At 67.8% G+C, this 15,054-nt stretch carries 12 protein-coding genes; 4 read left to right on the top strand and 8 right to left on the bottom strand.

The genetic code is table 11. The features are described from left to right. Positions 1–63: 63 nt before the first annotated feature. Together FOH10_RS30960 and FOH10_RS30955 are read left to right on the top strand one after the other, a co-directional pair. On the top strand, positions 64–1,737 hold the full coding sequence (locus FOH10_RS30960) for an MFS transporter (RefSeq protein ID WP_244961448.1): 1,674 nt from the start codon (positions 64–66) through the stop codon (positions 1,735–1,737). A gap of 204 nt (positions 1,738–1,941) precedes the next feature. Continuing rightward, entirely contained in the window at positions 1,942–2,898 is a 957-nt protein-coding gene (locus FOH10_RS30955; RefSeq protein WP_143983323.1) for a DMT family transporter, read from the top strand. Between the two features lie 74 nt (positions 2,899–2,972). On the opposite strand, the gene FOH10_RS30950 is transcribed toward FOH10_RS30955, so the two are convergent. Continuing rightward, a complete protein-coding gene (locus FOH10_RS30950) occupies positions 2,973–4,514 on the bottom strand; it encodes a Rieske 2Fe-2S domain-containing protein (RefSeq protein WP_143983322.1) in 1,542 nt (513 codons plus the stop codon). A gap of 44 nt (positions 4,515–4,558) precedes the next feature. Next, positions 4,559–5,455, bottom strand: a complete 897-nt coding sequence (locus tag FOH10_RS30945) for a hypothetical protein (protein ID WP_143983321.1) — start codon at positions 5,453–5,455, stop codon at positions 4,559–4,561. A gap of 109 nt (positions 5,456–5,564) precedes the next feature. Between FOH10_RS30945 and FOH10_RS30940 the strand changes: the two genes are divergently transcribed. Next, positions 5,565–6,308, top strand: a complete 744-nt coding sequence (locus FOH10_RS30940) for a lysophospholipid acyltransferase family protein (protein WP_029930455.1) — start codon at positions 5,565–5,567, stop codon at positions 6,306–6,308. Positions 6,309–6,405: 97 nt separating this feature from the next. Beyond that, entirely contained in the window at positions 6,406–7,092 is a 687-nt protein-coding gene (locus tag FOH10_RS30935; RefSeq protein WP_051036597.1) for a GltB/FmdC/FwdC-like GXGXG domain-containing protein, read from the top strand. A gap of 4 nt (positions 7,093–7,096) precedes the next feature. On the opposite strand, the gene FOH10_RS30930 is transcribed toward FOH10_RS30935, so the two are convergent. Genes FOH10_RS30930 through FOH10_RS30905 form a run of 6 tightly spaced genes read right to left on the bottom strand, consistent with a single transcriptional unit; the run spans position 7,097 to position 14,901 of the window. Next, positions 7,097–7,744, bottom strand: coding sequence for a hypothetical protein (locus FOH10_RS30930; RefSeq protein WP_244961447.1), 648 nt, complete (start codon positions 7,742–7,744; stop codon positions 7,097–7,099). Beyond that, entirely contained in the window at positions 7,741–9,420 is a 1,680-nt protein-coding gene (locus FOH10_RS30925) for an ABC transporter family substrate-binding protein (RefSeq protein WP_143983320.1), read from the bottom strand. Before FOH10_RS30925 ends, FOH10_RS30930 begins: the two co-directional genes overlap by 4 nt. Positions 9,421–9,452: 32 nt before the next feature. After that, the gene (locus tag FOH10_RS30920) at positions 9,453–11,129 is read right to left on the bottom strand and encodes an ABC transporter family substrate-binding protein (RefSeq protein ID WP_143983319.1); all 1,677 of its coding nucleotides are present in this window, start codon (positions 11,127–11,129) and stop codon (positions 9,453–9,455) included. 9 nt (positions 11,130–11,138) lie between these two features. Then, entirely contained in the window at positions 11,139–13,001 is a 1,863-nt protein-coding gene (locus FOH10_RS30915; RefSeq protein WP_143983318.1) for an ABC transporter ATP-binding protein, read from the bottom strand. Continuing rightward, a complete protein-coding gene (locus FOH10_RS30910) occupies positions 12,998–13,927 on the bottom strand; it encodes an ABC transporter permease (RefSeq protein WP_029930449.1) in 930 nt (309 codons plus the stop codon). The genes FOH10_RS30915 and FOH10_RS30910 overlap by 4 nt, the downstream gene beginning before the upstream one ends. Further along, positions 13,924–14,901: an ABC transporter permease gene (locus FOH10_RS30905; protein ID WP_143983317.1), complete on the bottom strand. Its 978-nt coding sequence runs from the start codon at positions 14,899–14,901 to the stop codon at positions 13,924–13,926. Before FOH10_RS30905 ends, FOH10_RS30910 begins: the two co-directional genes overlap by 4 nt. Between the last annotated feature and the right edge of the window lie 153 nt (positions 14,902–15,054).

Below are 15,054 nucleotides of genomic sequence, written 5' to 3'. Positions count from 1 at the left end.
CTCGTCTATGCCAGTTGAGTCGCCAGCTCAGCGCGCGCCGGTGTCCCGGGTTGTGGACTCGCGGTGCGTGCGGTGCTGTTCCGCGGCTCCGCCGATCTCATTCCGCTTTTCGCGCTCTATGCCCTGATCTTCGCTGATCACGGGCTGTCCACCGCGCAGATTTCCGGGCTGCTCGCCATCTGGTCGGCGACCGCCTTCCTGTTGGAGGTGCCTTCGGGCGCGTGGGCCGACACGGTCTCGCGCCGGGGTCTGCTCATTGTCAGCGGTCTGCTGCTGGTGGCCGGTTTCGGCATGTGGACGGTCTTTCCGTCCTATCTCGGTTTCGCCCTCGGCTTCGTGCTGTGGGGCACCTCGGGTGCACTGCTGTCGGGCACCTTCGAGGCCCTGCTCTACGACGAACTCGCCGCTCGCGGTGAGACCGCCGACTACGCCCGCATCATGGGCTACACCCGCGCCGCCTCGGAGACGGCCGCCCTGGTGGGCATCCTGGCCGCCGCGCCCCTCTACGCGTGGGGCGGCTACGCTCTGGTCGGCTGGTCCAGCGTCGCCATCGCGGCCCTGCACACCGCCCTGGCCCTCACCCTGCCCACCGCCCCGAAAACCGTCACCGCCGAGCAGGCCCAAGACCTGGCGGACGCGGAAGAACCCACCGCACCGCCGCAGCCGCACGCCGACGACTCCGGCAGCACGCCCCACCACCGCACGCCGTCACCCAACCCAGCTGCGTTGTCGGGTCCTGCTGCGCTGTCTGGTCCGCCTGGGTTGCCTGTCCCGGCTGCGTTGTCGGATCCCGCTGCGCTGTCGGTTCCGGCTGGGTCGCCTGTACCGGCTGTGTCTGGTTCGGCCGTCTTGCCGGGCCCGGTGCGGGCGCCAGGCTCGGCCCCGCAGTCTGGCTCGGTCGCGCAGTCCGGCTCAGCCCCGCAATCCGGCGTGGTCGGTGCCACCACTCCGGCCGTGCGAAACGAGGTTGCCGCAGCGACCGACGCTGTCGGGGCGCGAAGCGTCGCCGACGTACCGGTCTGTGGCGCACCGCCGCTCGCGGCCAGGATGTCCGCTGCCGGGAAGCCTCCGGCCGCACCCGCATCGGTCTTCGGCCGCTACATCTTCATGCTCCGCACCGGACTCGGTGAGGCGGTGCGGGTCAGGCCGGTGCGCCATGCCCTGTACCTGGGTGCGCTGCTCTACGGCATGACCGCTTTCGACGAGTACTTCGCCCTGCTCGCCGACGATGCTGGCGTACCCCCGTGGGCTACGGCGCTCTTGGTCGGCCTGACGGTGGTCGGCGCTCTGCTCGGTGCCACGCTCGCCGGTCGCACCGAGGCCGTCCGCGCCCGCACCATGGCCATCGCTCTGGCCGTCGGCGGCGTCCTGTTCATCGGCGGCGCACTGCTGCCGGGTCTGGCCGCGTATCGCCCCGAGGCCGTATACCCGCTGACCATCGCGGGTTTCACGGCCATCGGCATCGCCTACGGCATCGTCTACAACGCGGGCGTGGTGGCGGCCGCCCGTCTCCAGGACGCCATCGAGGGTCCGGCCCGAGCGACGGTGACCTCGGTATCGGGCCTGCTGGAGGAGGTCTTCTCGCTGGCCGTCTTCGCCTTCGTGGCCCTGGCCTCGCTCTGGCTCCCCATCCCGCCCATCGTCGCCCTGCTCGGCCTCCCGATCCTCGTCACCGCCCTCCTGGTCCCCGCCTGGCTCCCACCGCGCGCGGTCGGAGAACCGCACGATGCTCGGTGACGAAGCATGTCGCACCGGTCGGCGGCCGGAATTCCAGCGTGAGCTTGTCGTGCGTGGTCACCAGCGCGCCGTGGGCATCGCGGATCTCCTCATCGCCGCGACGGCGGAGTTCCATCGGCCCGGTCGTTCATTGCGATCGCGACTTCGATCGGATCGCCCAGGCCACGAATTGTTGTCCCGGGCGTTGCGGGCACAATCGGGCGAATGGGGATGCGGCGGCGGATCGGGTTGGTGTGCGGGGGGAGTATCGGCGCGGCGGTGGCGGGGCAGGCGCGGATCAATGGGGAGTTGGGGGAGCGGCTGGGGGATGGGGTCGCCGCCGCGGTGATCAGTTTCGGGACCGGGCTGGTGGTGCTCGGGGTGGCGTTCGCGCTGAGCGGTCGGCTGCGGGCGGGAGTCGGGGAGGTGCGGCGGGCGCTGGTGAGCGGCGGGCTGCGGTGGTGGCAGTTGCTGGGCGGGCTGTGCGGGGCGTTCTTCGTCGCCTGCCAGGGGCTCACGGTTGCCGCCATCGGGGTCACGGCGTTCACGGTGGCGGTGGTGGCCGGGCAGTTGGTGAGCAGTCTGGCGGTGGACCGCTTCGGTATCGGACCCGCCGGGCGGACCCCGGTGACCGCGCTGCGGGCCGGAGGTGCGGGACTGGCGCTGGCGGCGGTACTGCTGTCGGTGGCGGGGCGCGACGGCGGCAGTGACGGCGCGCTGTCGGTGCCGGAATCCCTGCGCGGCGGCCCGCACCTGCTGTTGATCGCGCTGCCGCTGCTGGCGGGTTTCGGGGTGGCGTGGCAGCAGGCGGTGAACGGTCGGGTCGGTGCCGTGGGCGGACCGCCGACGGCGACACTCGCGAACTTCCTGACCGGCACCGCCGGACTGGTCCTCGTCGAAGCGGTGCTGCTGGCCGGAACCGGTTGGCCCACCGGGTTTCCCACCGAGCCGTGGCTCTACGTCGGCGGCGTGATCGGTGTCGCCTTCATCGCGCTGGCCGTGGTCGTGGTGCGCTGGATCGGCGTGCTCCTGCTCGGCCTCACCTCGGTGGCCGGACAGCTGCTCATGTCCCTGGTCCTCGACGTCGCGGTCCCCACCGGCCCCGGCCTCTCCGCCACCGCCGTCCTGGGCTGCGCCCTCACCTTCGTCGCCGTCACCCTCGCGGCGCGCACCCCCACCTAGGAGACCGTTCGGTCAGGGGGAATCGGTGGCGGCATCGTGCGAGAAGCCGCCGCCACCAGTTCCCCCTCGGCGAATCAGAGCTTGCGAGAGCGGAGTTCGTGGCCCTTGGAGGTTTTGCAGCGGCCGGATTCGAGGTCCCACTGCCAGCCGTGGAGGTTGCAGGTGAGGGTGTTGCCCTCCACCACGCCGAATTTGGAGAGGTCGGCTTTCAGGTGGGGGCAGCGGCGCTGTACTTCCCAGCCGTCGAGTTCGGTGGAGGCGGAGTCGTCGTGCGCCTCGGCGAACCAGCCGTCGGCGTAGGCGATGCGCTCGTCGGTGAGGCACTTGAAGAAGGTGTACAGGAATTCGTTGTAGCCGCCGATGCGCCAGGTAGTGAAGCGCGTCGACAGGAAGATGGTGTTCACCCAGTCGGGTTCGTTGTCGCGCAGCACGGTGCGCACCAGTTGTGGGTCGATGCGGAAGCCGTAGCGGTGCTTGCCTTCTCCCTCGATGGGCTCGCGCACCACGCGCCGCGGGAAGTCCAGCACCACGGTCTCCTCGCCCAGCACCAGGCTGACCGGGTAGCCGATGCCGTCGCAGATGAGGTCGCTCTGCGCCATGATCGGCTCGAAGAGTTCCTTCAACCGCGGTAGCAGCGGCTCGTCTCCGGTTGCCCAGGAAGCCTTTTCGGCGGCCAGCACGGGCGCCATGCGCTGCGCCATATCCTCGATGTAGGCGGCCTTGTCACCGTAGATGGTCTCCGGCGCGACCGGGTGGCTCAGCTCGAGCAGATCCTTGCCGCGCAGCTCCACGGTGGAGCCCGGGATCATGAGGATGCCGCCGGTGTTGCCGTGGATCTCCATCTGCTCCAGGAACACCATCTGGTCCGGGAAGATATTGCCCTCGTCGCCGCGGTCGTCGTTGAGGTAGCGCAGCTCGTCGTCGAGGAAGACCGGCGGTCCAGCCGAGGGCACCACCCAGGTCGCGCCGACCTGTTCGATGTAGGAGCGGGCCCGGTCCATGCCGCGCTGCCGCTTCTGCTTGCCGAAGTTGGCCTTGGTGCGGGTCGGGATGTCGTACACCATCGGGTACCAGATGGCCCCGGAGTACTGCAGCAGGTGGATGTCCACATGCCCGAACTGCTCGTGCAGCACGTCCATATCGACGGGCCGGGCGTCGTTCATGTTGAAGCAGACGGTCTCACCGTCGGAGACGACCAGGCCGGAGTCGCCGATGGGCCCGTCGGCGGGCGCGCGCAGCGCGATGATCATGACGTCCAGCTCGCCGCCGTTCGGGCCGGTGACGGTGTGCTTGACCGAGTCCTCGGTCTCCACGAACGTGTGGAAGCCGAGCTTCTCGAGTTCGCGCTTGAGGTCCGGCACCGGGTAGTCGGGCAGCAGGACGGTGGCGTCCTTGTTCACCTTGTCGGTGAGCAGCTGAGCGTCGAAGTGGTCGCGGTGCAGGTGCGAGACGTAGAGGAAATCGCAGTTGCCCAGTTCGTCCCAGTCCAACCGGGTGTTGTCCGGAAACGGGAACCACGAACCGAAGTACGCCGGGTTCACCCATGGATCGCAGAGGATCGTCCCCGCCGCGGTTCGGATGTGGAATCCGGCGTGTCCGACGCTGGTGATCTGCACGAGCTTCTTCCTCCCTGACCGTTACCAGCCACCCAGCGTACTGGTTAGGGAGAAACGTCGCCGATGCAGTAACCCTCGTCGCCGGACTTCAGGGTGAATGTCCGTTTCTGCTGGACACCGGCCGCATTGGTGACCGGCACGGACACCGTGATGTAGCCGCCGTCGGGCCACGCGGACTCGATGGACTGATCTATGAAGGACGTCACGCCGGTGAGCTGTCCGGGGTTCAGCGCCAGCGGCGGCGTAGTCGCCTGACCGGTCTGTTCGGGATCCCAGCTGCCCGGCGTCGCGGCGCAGACCAGCGGGTACGCGCCCTCCTGATCCGCGGGATCGAGGGGTTCGCCGGTGAATCGCGCCAGATAGCGGCGCACGGTGTGCCGCGCGTCCGCGCCGTTGAATCCGAGCTCGGTGTCGAATCCGAGGTCGTTGCCGCTGCGGTAGACGCGCGGGCACGCGTAATCGCCGGCGAGGGTGCGATCCGAGGCCACCACGGTGACCGCCGCTCCGCTCCAGATCATCCCGGATTCGCCACGTACCGGCGGGTTCTCGAGCGCCGCGAGGATCGATTCCGGCTCGGCGTACATGGCCGCCGCGTTCGACGGCGCGATGGTCCAGCACTTCTCCGTGATCGCGTCGACATCCCCGGCCCGCAGGTCCGCCACCCAGGCCCCGACGGCCGCGGTGCCGTCGGGATTCTCCGCCGCCGCATTCCCGGGCGTGTCGCCGCTGGTCGTCGTGGTGGCCGCGGTCGTGGTGGTGACCTGGGCCGGGCTGGCGGGTGCGCCATCGTCCCCGGGTATGCCCGAGACGGAATCGCAGCCCGCGAGCACCGCCGCCGACGCCACCGCCAATCCGCCGACCAGGATTCCCCGCCGTCGCGCCCCGAGCTCCGGCAGCCCCCTGCGGCAGTAGTCACGCAGCGATGTTCGGGCGTTTCCCACTCCTGCGAACCTCTTTCGTGTCCCCGCGGCCGTCCTGGTGTCACAGCCGACGATCGATGTTGCCTGGGTCACTGGTACCAGCTCCGGCAGCGACTACGCTAGCTGAACTGTGGAACCCGTCTACTTCCCGATCATCGGGCTGGCCCGCACCGTGTTCGCACTGCAGGGCCTGAAGTTCACCGTCACCGGCGACGAGCACATTCCCGCCGAGGGCGGTGCGGTCATCGCCATCAACCACACCGGCTATATGGATTTCACCTACGCCGGACTGCCCGCGCGCACGCCCAAGCGCTACATCCGGTTCATGGCGAAGCAGGAAGTCTTCGACAATTCCATCTCCGGGCCGATCATGCGGGCGCTCAAGCACATTCCGGTGGACCGGTCGGCGGGCGCGGACTCCTACCACGAGGCGGTGCAGCGGCTGAAGGCCGGAGAACTGGTCGGGGTGTATCCGGAGGCCACCATTTCCCGCAGCTTCGAGATCAAGGATTTCAAGTCGGGTGCGGCGCGCATGGCCATCGAGGCCGGAGTGCCGATCATCCCGATCGTGATCTGGGGTGCGCAGCGGGTGTGGACCAAGGGGCACCCGAAGCGCCTGGGCCGCACCAACACTCCCATCTCCATCAAGGTGGGCGAGCCCATCGCACCGTTCGAGCCGGCCGCGGAGCTGACCGCCACCCTGCGATCGACCATGCAGGAGATGCTGCTGGACGTGCAGCGGGACTACGTGCACGAACCCGGTGCCTACTGGGTGCCCGCCCGATTGGGCGGCAGCGCACCGACTCTCGAAGAGGCGAACGCCATGGACGCGGCGGAAGCCGCCGAGAAGGCCGCCCGCCGCACCCAGCAGTAGCCCGCCGCCCCTCCCCTGCGCCGCCCGAGGGGACGGGCTCACCGTCGTTGCCGAAGCGGAAGGTGTATGTCGGGCGGCAACAGTGAACACCGTTGTCATGGATCCGGCCGACACCACCCTCGATCTCGCCACGCTCGGCACGCGGGCGGTCAACGCACTGCTCATGTCGCCGAGCGCACCTCAGGGCGTGCTGGTCGCCAACCCGGGCGGCGCGCACGCCCTGGCCTGCGGCCTGTATCGCGAGATGGCCGTCACCATCGACGGTTCCGTCGGCTACTACTGCGCGGGCATGAACCAGCATGCCGCCATCACCGTGAACGGCGACGCCGATGTCGGGGTGGCGGAGAACATGATGTCGGGCCTGGTCCGGGTGCGCGGCGACGCCGCCCAGTCCGCGGGTGCGACCGCGCACGGCGGCCTGCTGGTCATCGAGGGCAATGCCGGTGCGCGCTGCGGCATCTCGATGAAGGGCGTCGACATCGTGGTCGGCGGCGACAGCGGCCCCATGAGCGCCCTCATGGCACAGGCGGGCCGCCTGGTGGTGTGCGGTGACGCCGGTCCCGCCCTGGGCGAATCACTCTACGACGCCCGCGTCTACGTCCGCGGCGAAGTCGCCTCCCTGGGCGCCGCCTGCGTCCGCAAACCCATGCGCCCCGAACACCTCACCGAACTGCGCGAACTCCTCCACACCGCCGGATTCCCGCACGACCCCACCGAATTCACCCGCTACGGCTCCACCCGCCAACCCCCCTGGCCGCACGTCCCACCCCCCACCCCCCACTGACCCCTCAACTCGGATCCGACCCCCGCACCGCATTCAGCCAGGTCACCGTTGTCCCCGCCACCACCGTGACGGCCACGAACGCCAGCGTCCCGCCGCCCGCCACATACACCCAGAACAGCCCGACGAACGGAGCCACCACGGCCGACTGCGCGTCGAGCAGCAGGCGGCGACGCCAGCGGGTGGCGGTGGCGGCGAGTTCGCCGGCGTCCGGATCCGGCCGCGAGGGATTGTCGACGAGTCGCCCCACCGGCTCCGAATCTCGGCTCCGCCCAGCGGGATACACCCGGAACCCGTCGATATGGATTGCCCGCCCGGCAATGTCGACCCGAGCACGCGTCAGCATCAGCAGCGCCGGATCGAAATAGACCGGCACCCACAGCGTTCGCCCGTCTGTCGTGCACTCCAACCACGACCGGCTCACCAACCGGAACTGTTGGCGAATTCGCCGCGCGGTCATTCCGGCATAGACCCCGCCCGTGCCCCGCAGCGCGTAGCCGACCCGGAATCCGGTGTAGCCCAGAATGATCAGCACCAACGCGGCCAGCAGCCCGCGTAGCTCCATATCGCCGAACGGCGCCCAGGCGAAGCACATCGCCAGGGCGCCGATCGTCACCACTACCGGATAGGCCAGCGGGTGGCCCCGGAACCTCACTTCAAGAAGCCGATTTTCGTGTAGTCGTAGGAGGCCAGGCCGGGGGCGCCGTAATTGGCGAGATTGTCACGCACCGCGACATTGCCCGGCGACTGCCACAGCGGCAGCGAATGGCCCTCGTCGAAGACCATCCGGTCGACCCGGTTGGCCAGTTCGACGGCCTTCTCCGGATCGAGTTCCGACAGGGTCTGCTCGATCAGATCGTTGAGTTCGGGGGAGCCGATGCGCCCGTAGTTGCCCTGCAGATTGTCCGGGTAATACCCGTAGATCTGCGGCAGGCTGCTGAACGGGAACGGATCGCCCACCCAAGCCCACTGGCCGACGTCGAAATTGCCCGGCTGGATCACATCGGTGAAGAAGCCCTGGCCGGGCTTGGTGTCGATGGTGAGCTTGACGCCGACGGCAGCGAGGTTCTGCTGAATGATCTGTGCCACCTGCACCCAGGTGTCGGCGTTGTACATGACATCGCGGATTTCCAGGACGCGGCCGTCCTTCTCCCGGAATTCGCCGTTGAGCTTCCAGCCGAGCGCGTCGAGTTCCTGAGCCGCCGCGGCCGGGTCGAAGGGCAGGGCGTTGTCCTGGTAGCCCTTCTGCCCGACCAGATAGACGTGATTGTCGAGCGGCTTGGGGTTCTCGACGAGTCCGTTGAGGATGGCCGTCGCGATGCCCTGCCGGTCGATGGCCTTGGCGATCGCCACGCGCAGTTTCGGATCCTCGAGAATCGAGCCGGGCGCGCCGTTGAAGGTCAGGTGGGTCCACGAATTGCCGGGAGCACGGCGGATCGCCACGCCCGGCGTGTTCTGCGCCGTCTTGAGTTCGTCGCGGTCGGCGATGCCCGTCGCGTCGATCTCGTTGTTCTGCAACGCCGGAAGCCGTGCCGCGCTGTCGAGCACACTGAAGGTGATGGTGTCGAGCTTGGGCTTGTCACCCCACCAGGTGGGGCTGTGGTCCAGGACGATGCGTTTGACGGCACGGTCGACGGACTGCACCCGGAACGGTCCGGCGGTCAGGGTGATGCCGTCCATGAGGCTCTTGTTGAACGCCTCCGGGGTTTCGGTGACCGACTTCGGATACAGGAAGCTGTTCCCCGCGAACTGGCCCTGCCACTCGCCGTAATGCTTGGCGAAGGTGATGACGGCCTGGCGGTCGTCGACGCCGCGCTCGACCTTCTCGACCCGATCGAAGCCACCCGGCGCGGCGATCAGGAACTCCTTGTTCTTCCCGCTCATGGCTTCGGCCTGGGAGCGGATGTCCTCCCAGGTGATGGGGCTGCCATCGGACCAGACGGCCTCGGGGTTGATGGTGTAGGTCACCTGCTGCGGTTCGGTGCTGGTCAACTCGACGCTGGTGAAGTAGTCGGTGTTGACCGAAAGTTCACCCGCCGCATCGGTGCTGAAGGCGCGCGGCATCATCGGACGTAGAACGGCCGCGATCTCGGCGTCGTTACCGTCGTTGGACAGCGCGTTCCAGTTCTCCGGAATGGCGCTCACCGCGAGCCGCAGATTCCCCCCGTCGCGCAGATCGCTCACCGGGTGCGGATTGATGTCGTTGGTGGTGCCGAGTTCGGCGACCGCCCCTTCGGGCGCGCCGTCATCGCCGCCCGCGCAGCCGGTGGCCGCCACGGCGACGGCCACCAGGGGTACCGCGAGTCGCAAGCCTATCGAGCGCAACCGCATCGATCGCTCCTTCCGTTGGGGGAACTGCCGGATCACTTCAGGAAACCGATCTTGGTGTAGTCGTAGGAGGCCAGTCCCGTCGCCCCGTAGTTGGCGAGATCCGCCCGCACCGCCACATTGCCGGCCGACTGCGTGAGCGGCAGTGAGAAGCCGATCTCCCACAGTTTGCGGTCGATCTCGTTCGCCAGGTCGATTGCCTGCTGCGGATCCAGTTCGGCCAGCGCCCGATCGATGAGGTCGTTGATCTCCTGGGAACCGATGCGGCCGTAATTGCCCTGCAGATCATCGGGGTCGTACCGGTAGACCTGCGGCAGGTTCTTCAACGCGAACACGTCACTGGACCACACCCAGTGCGCCATATCGAAATTGCCGGGCCGGATCACGTCGGTGAACAGCCCCTGGCCGGGCTTGGTCTCGATCAGCAGCTGCACGCCGATGCGGGCCAGGTTCTGCTGCATGATCTGGGCCATCTGGACCCAGGTGTCGGAGTTGTACATGACATCGCGGATCACCAGTTTGCGGCCGTCCTTCTCGCGGACGTCACCGTTGAGCGTCCAGCCGAGCTCGTCCAGTTCCCGTGCCGCGGCATCGGGATCGAACGGGAGGCTGTTGTCCTGATAGCCCACCTGGCCCTGCACGTACACGTGATTGCCCAGCGGTGTCGGGTTCTCGACCAGACCGTTCTGCAGGGCGGTCGCGATGCCCTGCCGGTCGATCGCCTTGGAGATGGCGACGCGCACGCGGGCGTCCTCGAGGATCGAACCAGGTGCGCCGTTGAAGGTCACGTGCGACCAACTCGCACCCGGGGCCCGGCGGATGGCGACACCCGGAGTGTTCTGGGCGATCTTCATATCGTCGCGGGTCGCGAGGCCGATCGCGTCGATCTCGTTGTTCTGGAGCGCGGGCAGCATCGCGTCGTCGGCGAGCACGCTGAAGGTCATGGTGTCGAGCTTGGGTGTGTCCCCCCACCACTTCGGATTACGGGCCAGCACGATGCGTTGCAGGGCGCGGTCCACCGACTGCAGGGTGAACGGTCCGGCGGTCAGCGTGATCCCGTCACGCAGGCTCTCGTTGAATGCCTCCGGCGTCTCGGTGACGGTCTTCGGGAACAGGAACCCCTCCCCGGCGAACTGTCCCTTCCAGTCGGCCCAGTGCTCCTTGAACGTGATGACCGCCTGCCGGTCGTCGACGCCGCGTTCCACCTTCTCCACGCGGTCGAATCCGAAGTTCATGCGGATGAGGTACGCCGGGTTCGACCCGTTCAGGGCCTGCGCCTGGGAGCGGAGGTCCTCCCAGGTGATGGGGGTGCCGTCGGACCAGACCGCGTCGGGGTTGATGGTGTAGGTGACCCGCTGCGGCTCGGTGTCGGTGAGCTCGATACTGGTGAAGTAGTTGGTGTCCACCGAAAGGTTGCCCGCCGCATCGGTTCTGAACGCGCGCGGCATCTGCGGCCGCAACAGGCTGCCCACCTCGCCGTCCGCGTCGGTGTGCAGCACGTTCCAGGTCTCGGGCAGGGAACTCAACGCGAGCCGTAGATTGCCACCGTCGCGCAGCTCGCTCACATCACGGGGGTTGATGTCGTTGGTGGTGCCGAGTTGGGCGGCGGCGCCCGTCGACGTGTCGGTGTCGTCACCGGCGCACCCGGCGAGTACGACCGCCGCTGCGATCAGGGGCACGGCCAAACGCGTTCCCAGCGAACGGATTCCCACGGCTTTCTCCTATCGTGCTACCACCGGGACCGGTACCGCGTCGATGAGGGCGCGGGTGTAGTCGTGGCGGGGAGCGGTGAAAATCTGTTCGGCCGGACCGTATTCGACGATCTCGCCGCGATACATGACGGCCACCTCATGCGCGAGGTTACGCACCACCGACAGGTCGTGGGAGACGAACAGGTACGACAGGCCACGCTCGATCTGCAGGTCTCGCAGCAGGTTCAGCACACCGGCCTGAATCGACACGTCCAGCGAGGACACCGGCTCGTCGAGCACCAGGATCTCCGGGTCCAGGGCGAGCGCGCGGGCGATATTGATGCGCTGCTTCTGGCCGCCGGAGAAATCCGCCGGATAACGGTCGGCGTGTTCGGGCCGCAATCCGACCTGCCGCAGTAGTTCCGGGACTCGTCGGTGGATCTCCGCACGCGGGCGACCGTCGATGCGCAGTGGCTGCGCCAGTGCGTCGAAGATCGGCAGGCGGGGGTCCAGGGAGGCCGAAGGATCCTGGAACACGATCTGCATGCGCCGCCGGATATCCCGGCGCTGTTCCTTGGTCAGCGACTCCACGTCCCGGCCCAGGATTTCGATGCCGCCGCTCTCCGGCCGCACCAGGTCCATGATCTGGGTGAGAGTGGTGGACTTGCCCGACCCGGACTCTCCGACCAGTGCCAGCGTGCGGCCAGCACGCACCTCGAAGCTGATGTCGTCCACCGCCTTCACCTCGCCGACGCGGCGGCGGAAGACGACGCCCTTGGTGATGGGGAAGGTCTTCTTCAGGTTCGACACCCGCAACACCACACGGGAATCGGTGTCGGAGCGGTGATCCGGTTCGGGAATGTCGCGCCGGTAGGCGGCGAACAGCTCCGTCGAACCGACCTCCGCGGTGCGGATACAGGCGGCCCGGTGGCCGGGCTCGGTGTCCTGCAGCGGCGGTTCGGCGGCGCGGCAGTCGTCCACCGAGACGGGGCAGCGGGGCGCGAAGGTGCACCCCGGCGGCAGTGCGTGCATGGCGGGCGGCGCGCCGACAATCGGAATGAGGGGAGTCCGTGCCGGTCCGTCCATCCGCGGGATGGAACCGAGCAGACCAACCGTGTACGGCATCCGCGGCGCGTTGAAGAGTTCGGCGACGGGCGCGGTTTCGACGATCCGCCCGGCATACATGACCGCCACGCGATCGGCCAGCGTCGCCGCGATCCCCATATCGTGGGTGATCATCACAACGCCCGCGCCGGTGATATCGCGGGCCTGGCGCAGCAGATCGAGAATCTGCTTCTGCACCGTCACGTCGAGGGCGGTGGTGGGCTCGTCGCAGATGATGAGTTCCGGATCGTTGGCGATGGCCATGGCGATCACCACCCGCTGGCGCATACCGCCGGAGAACTCGTGCGGGAACATCTTGGCCCGGACGACGGGCTCCGGAATGCCCACCAGTTCCAACAGTTCCACCGCCCGCGCGGCGGCCTGCTCCTTGCTCATCTTCTTGTGCGCCAGCAGCGCCTCGGCGATCTGATCCCCCACCCGGTACACGGGGGTGAGAGCCGAGAGCGGGTCCTGGAACACCATGCTGATCCGGGTGCCGCGCAGCGCCGACAGATGTTTGTCGTTGAGCCCCAACAGCTCCCGCCCGCGCAAGCGGATCGAACCGCGCACCCGCGCCTGATCCGGCAGCAGGCCCATCACCGCCAGGGAGGACACCGACTTGCCGGAACCGGATTCGCCGACGATGGCCAGCACCTCGCCATCCTGCACGGTGTAGCTCACGCCGCGGACCGCGTCGATGCGTCCTTCCTCACCGGGGAAGGAAACATGCAGGTCCGAGACCTCCAGCAGGGGTGCCGTGGTGGTACGCGTGTTCTTGTCGTCCGTCATGCCGCCGCCTTCTCCGCCTTCGACTTCTTGCGCGACCGCGCCCGAGCCGAACTCGGGTCGAAGGCGTCGCGCAAACCGTCGCCGACCAGGTTCGCGCACAGCACCGTGGCGACCAGCAGGCCACCGGCGAACATGAACAGCCACGGATAGGTCAGCGCCGACTTGGTGCCGGCGGCGATGAGCGAACCGAGCGATACGTCGGGCGGCTGCACGCCGAAGCCGAGGAAGCTGAGGCCGGTTTCGGCCATGATGGCCGCGCCTACCGACAGCGTGGTGTCGATGATCAGGATCGATGCGATGTTCGGCACGATATGGGTGGTGATCACCGTCCAGGTGGAGGCACCCATATACCGTGCGGCCCGGACGAATTCGCGCTCCCGCAGGCTCATGGCCAGACCGCGCACGATACGCGCGCTGATCATCCAGCTGAAGACGCTCAGCAGGCCGATCAGCAGCAGGATGGAACCGCTGCCCTTGGTACGCGGTGCGAAGATCGCCACGATGATGAAACTGGGCACCACGAGCAGCAGATCGACCAGCCACATGACGGCCCGATCCGTCCAGCCGCCCAGCAACCCCGCCAGCGATCCCGCGAGAGCGGCGATGGTGGTGGAGATGAGTGCCACGCACAGACCGATGATCAGCGACTTCTGCAGTCCGCGCAGCGTCTGCGCCAGCACGTCCTGACCGATCTGGTTGGTGCCGAACGGATGGTCCGCACTCGGCGGCTGGAGCAGCGCCGTGTAGTCGAGTTCCTGATAGTCGTAGGGCAGCAGCGGCGGCAGCGCGAACGCCGACACGAACATCAGCACCAGCACGACCAACCCGACCACGGCGGGCTTGTTGCGAAGGAAGCGGCGCAGCACCAGCTTTCGGCGTCCGGCCGCGGCCGGTGCACCCTGGACGATGAGTTCGGCCTCGGTCATCCCACACGCACCCGGGGGTCGAGGATCGCGTACACCACATCGGACAGCAGGCCCGATACGAGGACCACCAATCCGGCGAAGGCCGTGATGGTCACGACCGGATACAGGTCCTGTGCATTGATGGAGTCCACCAGCCATTCACCGACACCGTGCCAGCCGAAGATCTTCTCGGTGAAGGTCGCGCCCGTGATCAGGCCGCCGAAACTGTAGGCGAACAGCGTGGCCATGGGGATCAGCGCGGTGCGCAGGCCGTGCTTGTACAGCGCCCGGCTGCGGGTGAGGCCCTTGGCACGGGCCGTGCGGATGAAATCGGACTGGAGCACATCCAGCATGGCGTTGCGCTGGTAGCGGCTGTATCCGGCCATGGCGCCCAGCGCCAGGCCCAGCGTCGGGACGACCATGTGCTGGAGGCGGTCCACGAACTGGTTCCACAGGCCGTGCACGGCGGTCGCGGAGGTCTCACCGGTATAGAGGAAGATCTGTTTGCCCGTGGCCATATTGATTTCCAGCGCACCGAATTTCAGCAGGGTGGCGAGCAGGAACACCGGTGTGGACAGCACCAGCAGCGAGATCACCGTCGTGAAATAGTCGCTGAACCGGTACTGCCGTATCGCGCCCGCCGCACCGATCAGCACGCCCAGTACCGTGCCGACCACGGAGCCGATCAGGAGGAGCCGCAGGCTGACGGCGATCCGGCGCGGCAGCTCCTCCGAGACCGGCTGCCCGGCCAGGGTCTGGCCGAAATCGCCGTGGAATACGCCGCCGACCCACTGCACGTACCGGGGAACGACCGGCTCGTCCAGTTTCAACTCCGCGCGCTTGGCATCGATCACCGACTGGGGTGGTCGGGGATTGCGCTGCTCCAGGCTTTCCAAGGGGTTGAAAGACCAGGATGCCGCCACGAACGTGAGAAACGACGCCAGTAGCAGCAATACGACATAGTTGAGCGCACGTCGCAGCAGAAATCCGGCCATCAGTCCCTCTCGGGTCGAGTCTGTAGCCCCAGATCATAGGGACCGACCTGAAGATATGCGCAGTACCGCGCAGCCAATGCCGGGCAAGTCGTGGCGGGCGGGGGTTGGGTGGGGGTGCTCACGCCGTGATCGAACCGATTGTGAACGGTGTGT

It is taken from the genome of Nocardia otitidiscaviarum (assembly GCF_007362295.1).
Taxonomy (GTDB): domain Bacteria; phylum Actinomycetota; class Actinomycetes; order Mycobacteriales; family Mycobacteriaceae; genus Nocardia; species Nocardia otitidiscaviarum.
Note: the sequence above shows the minus strand (reverse complement) of the source record. Positions and strands in the feature narration are given on the sequence as shown.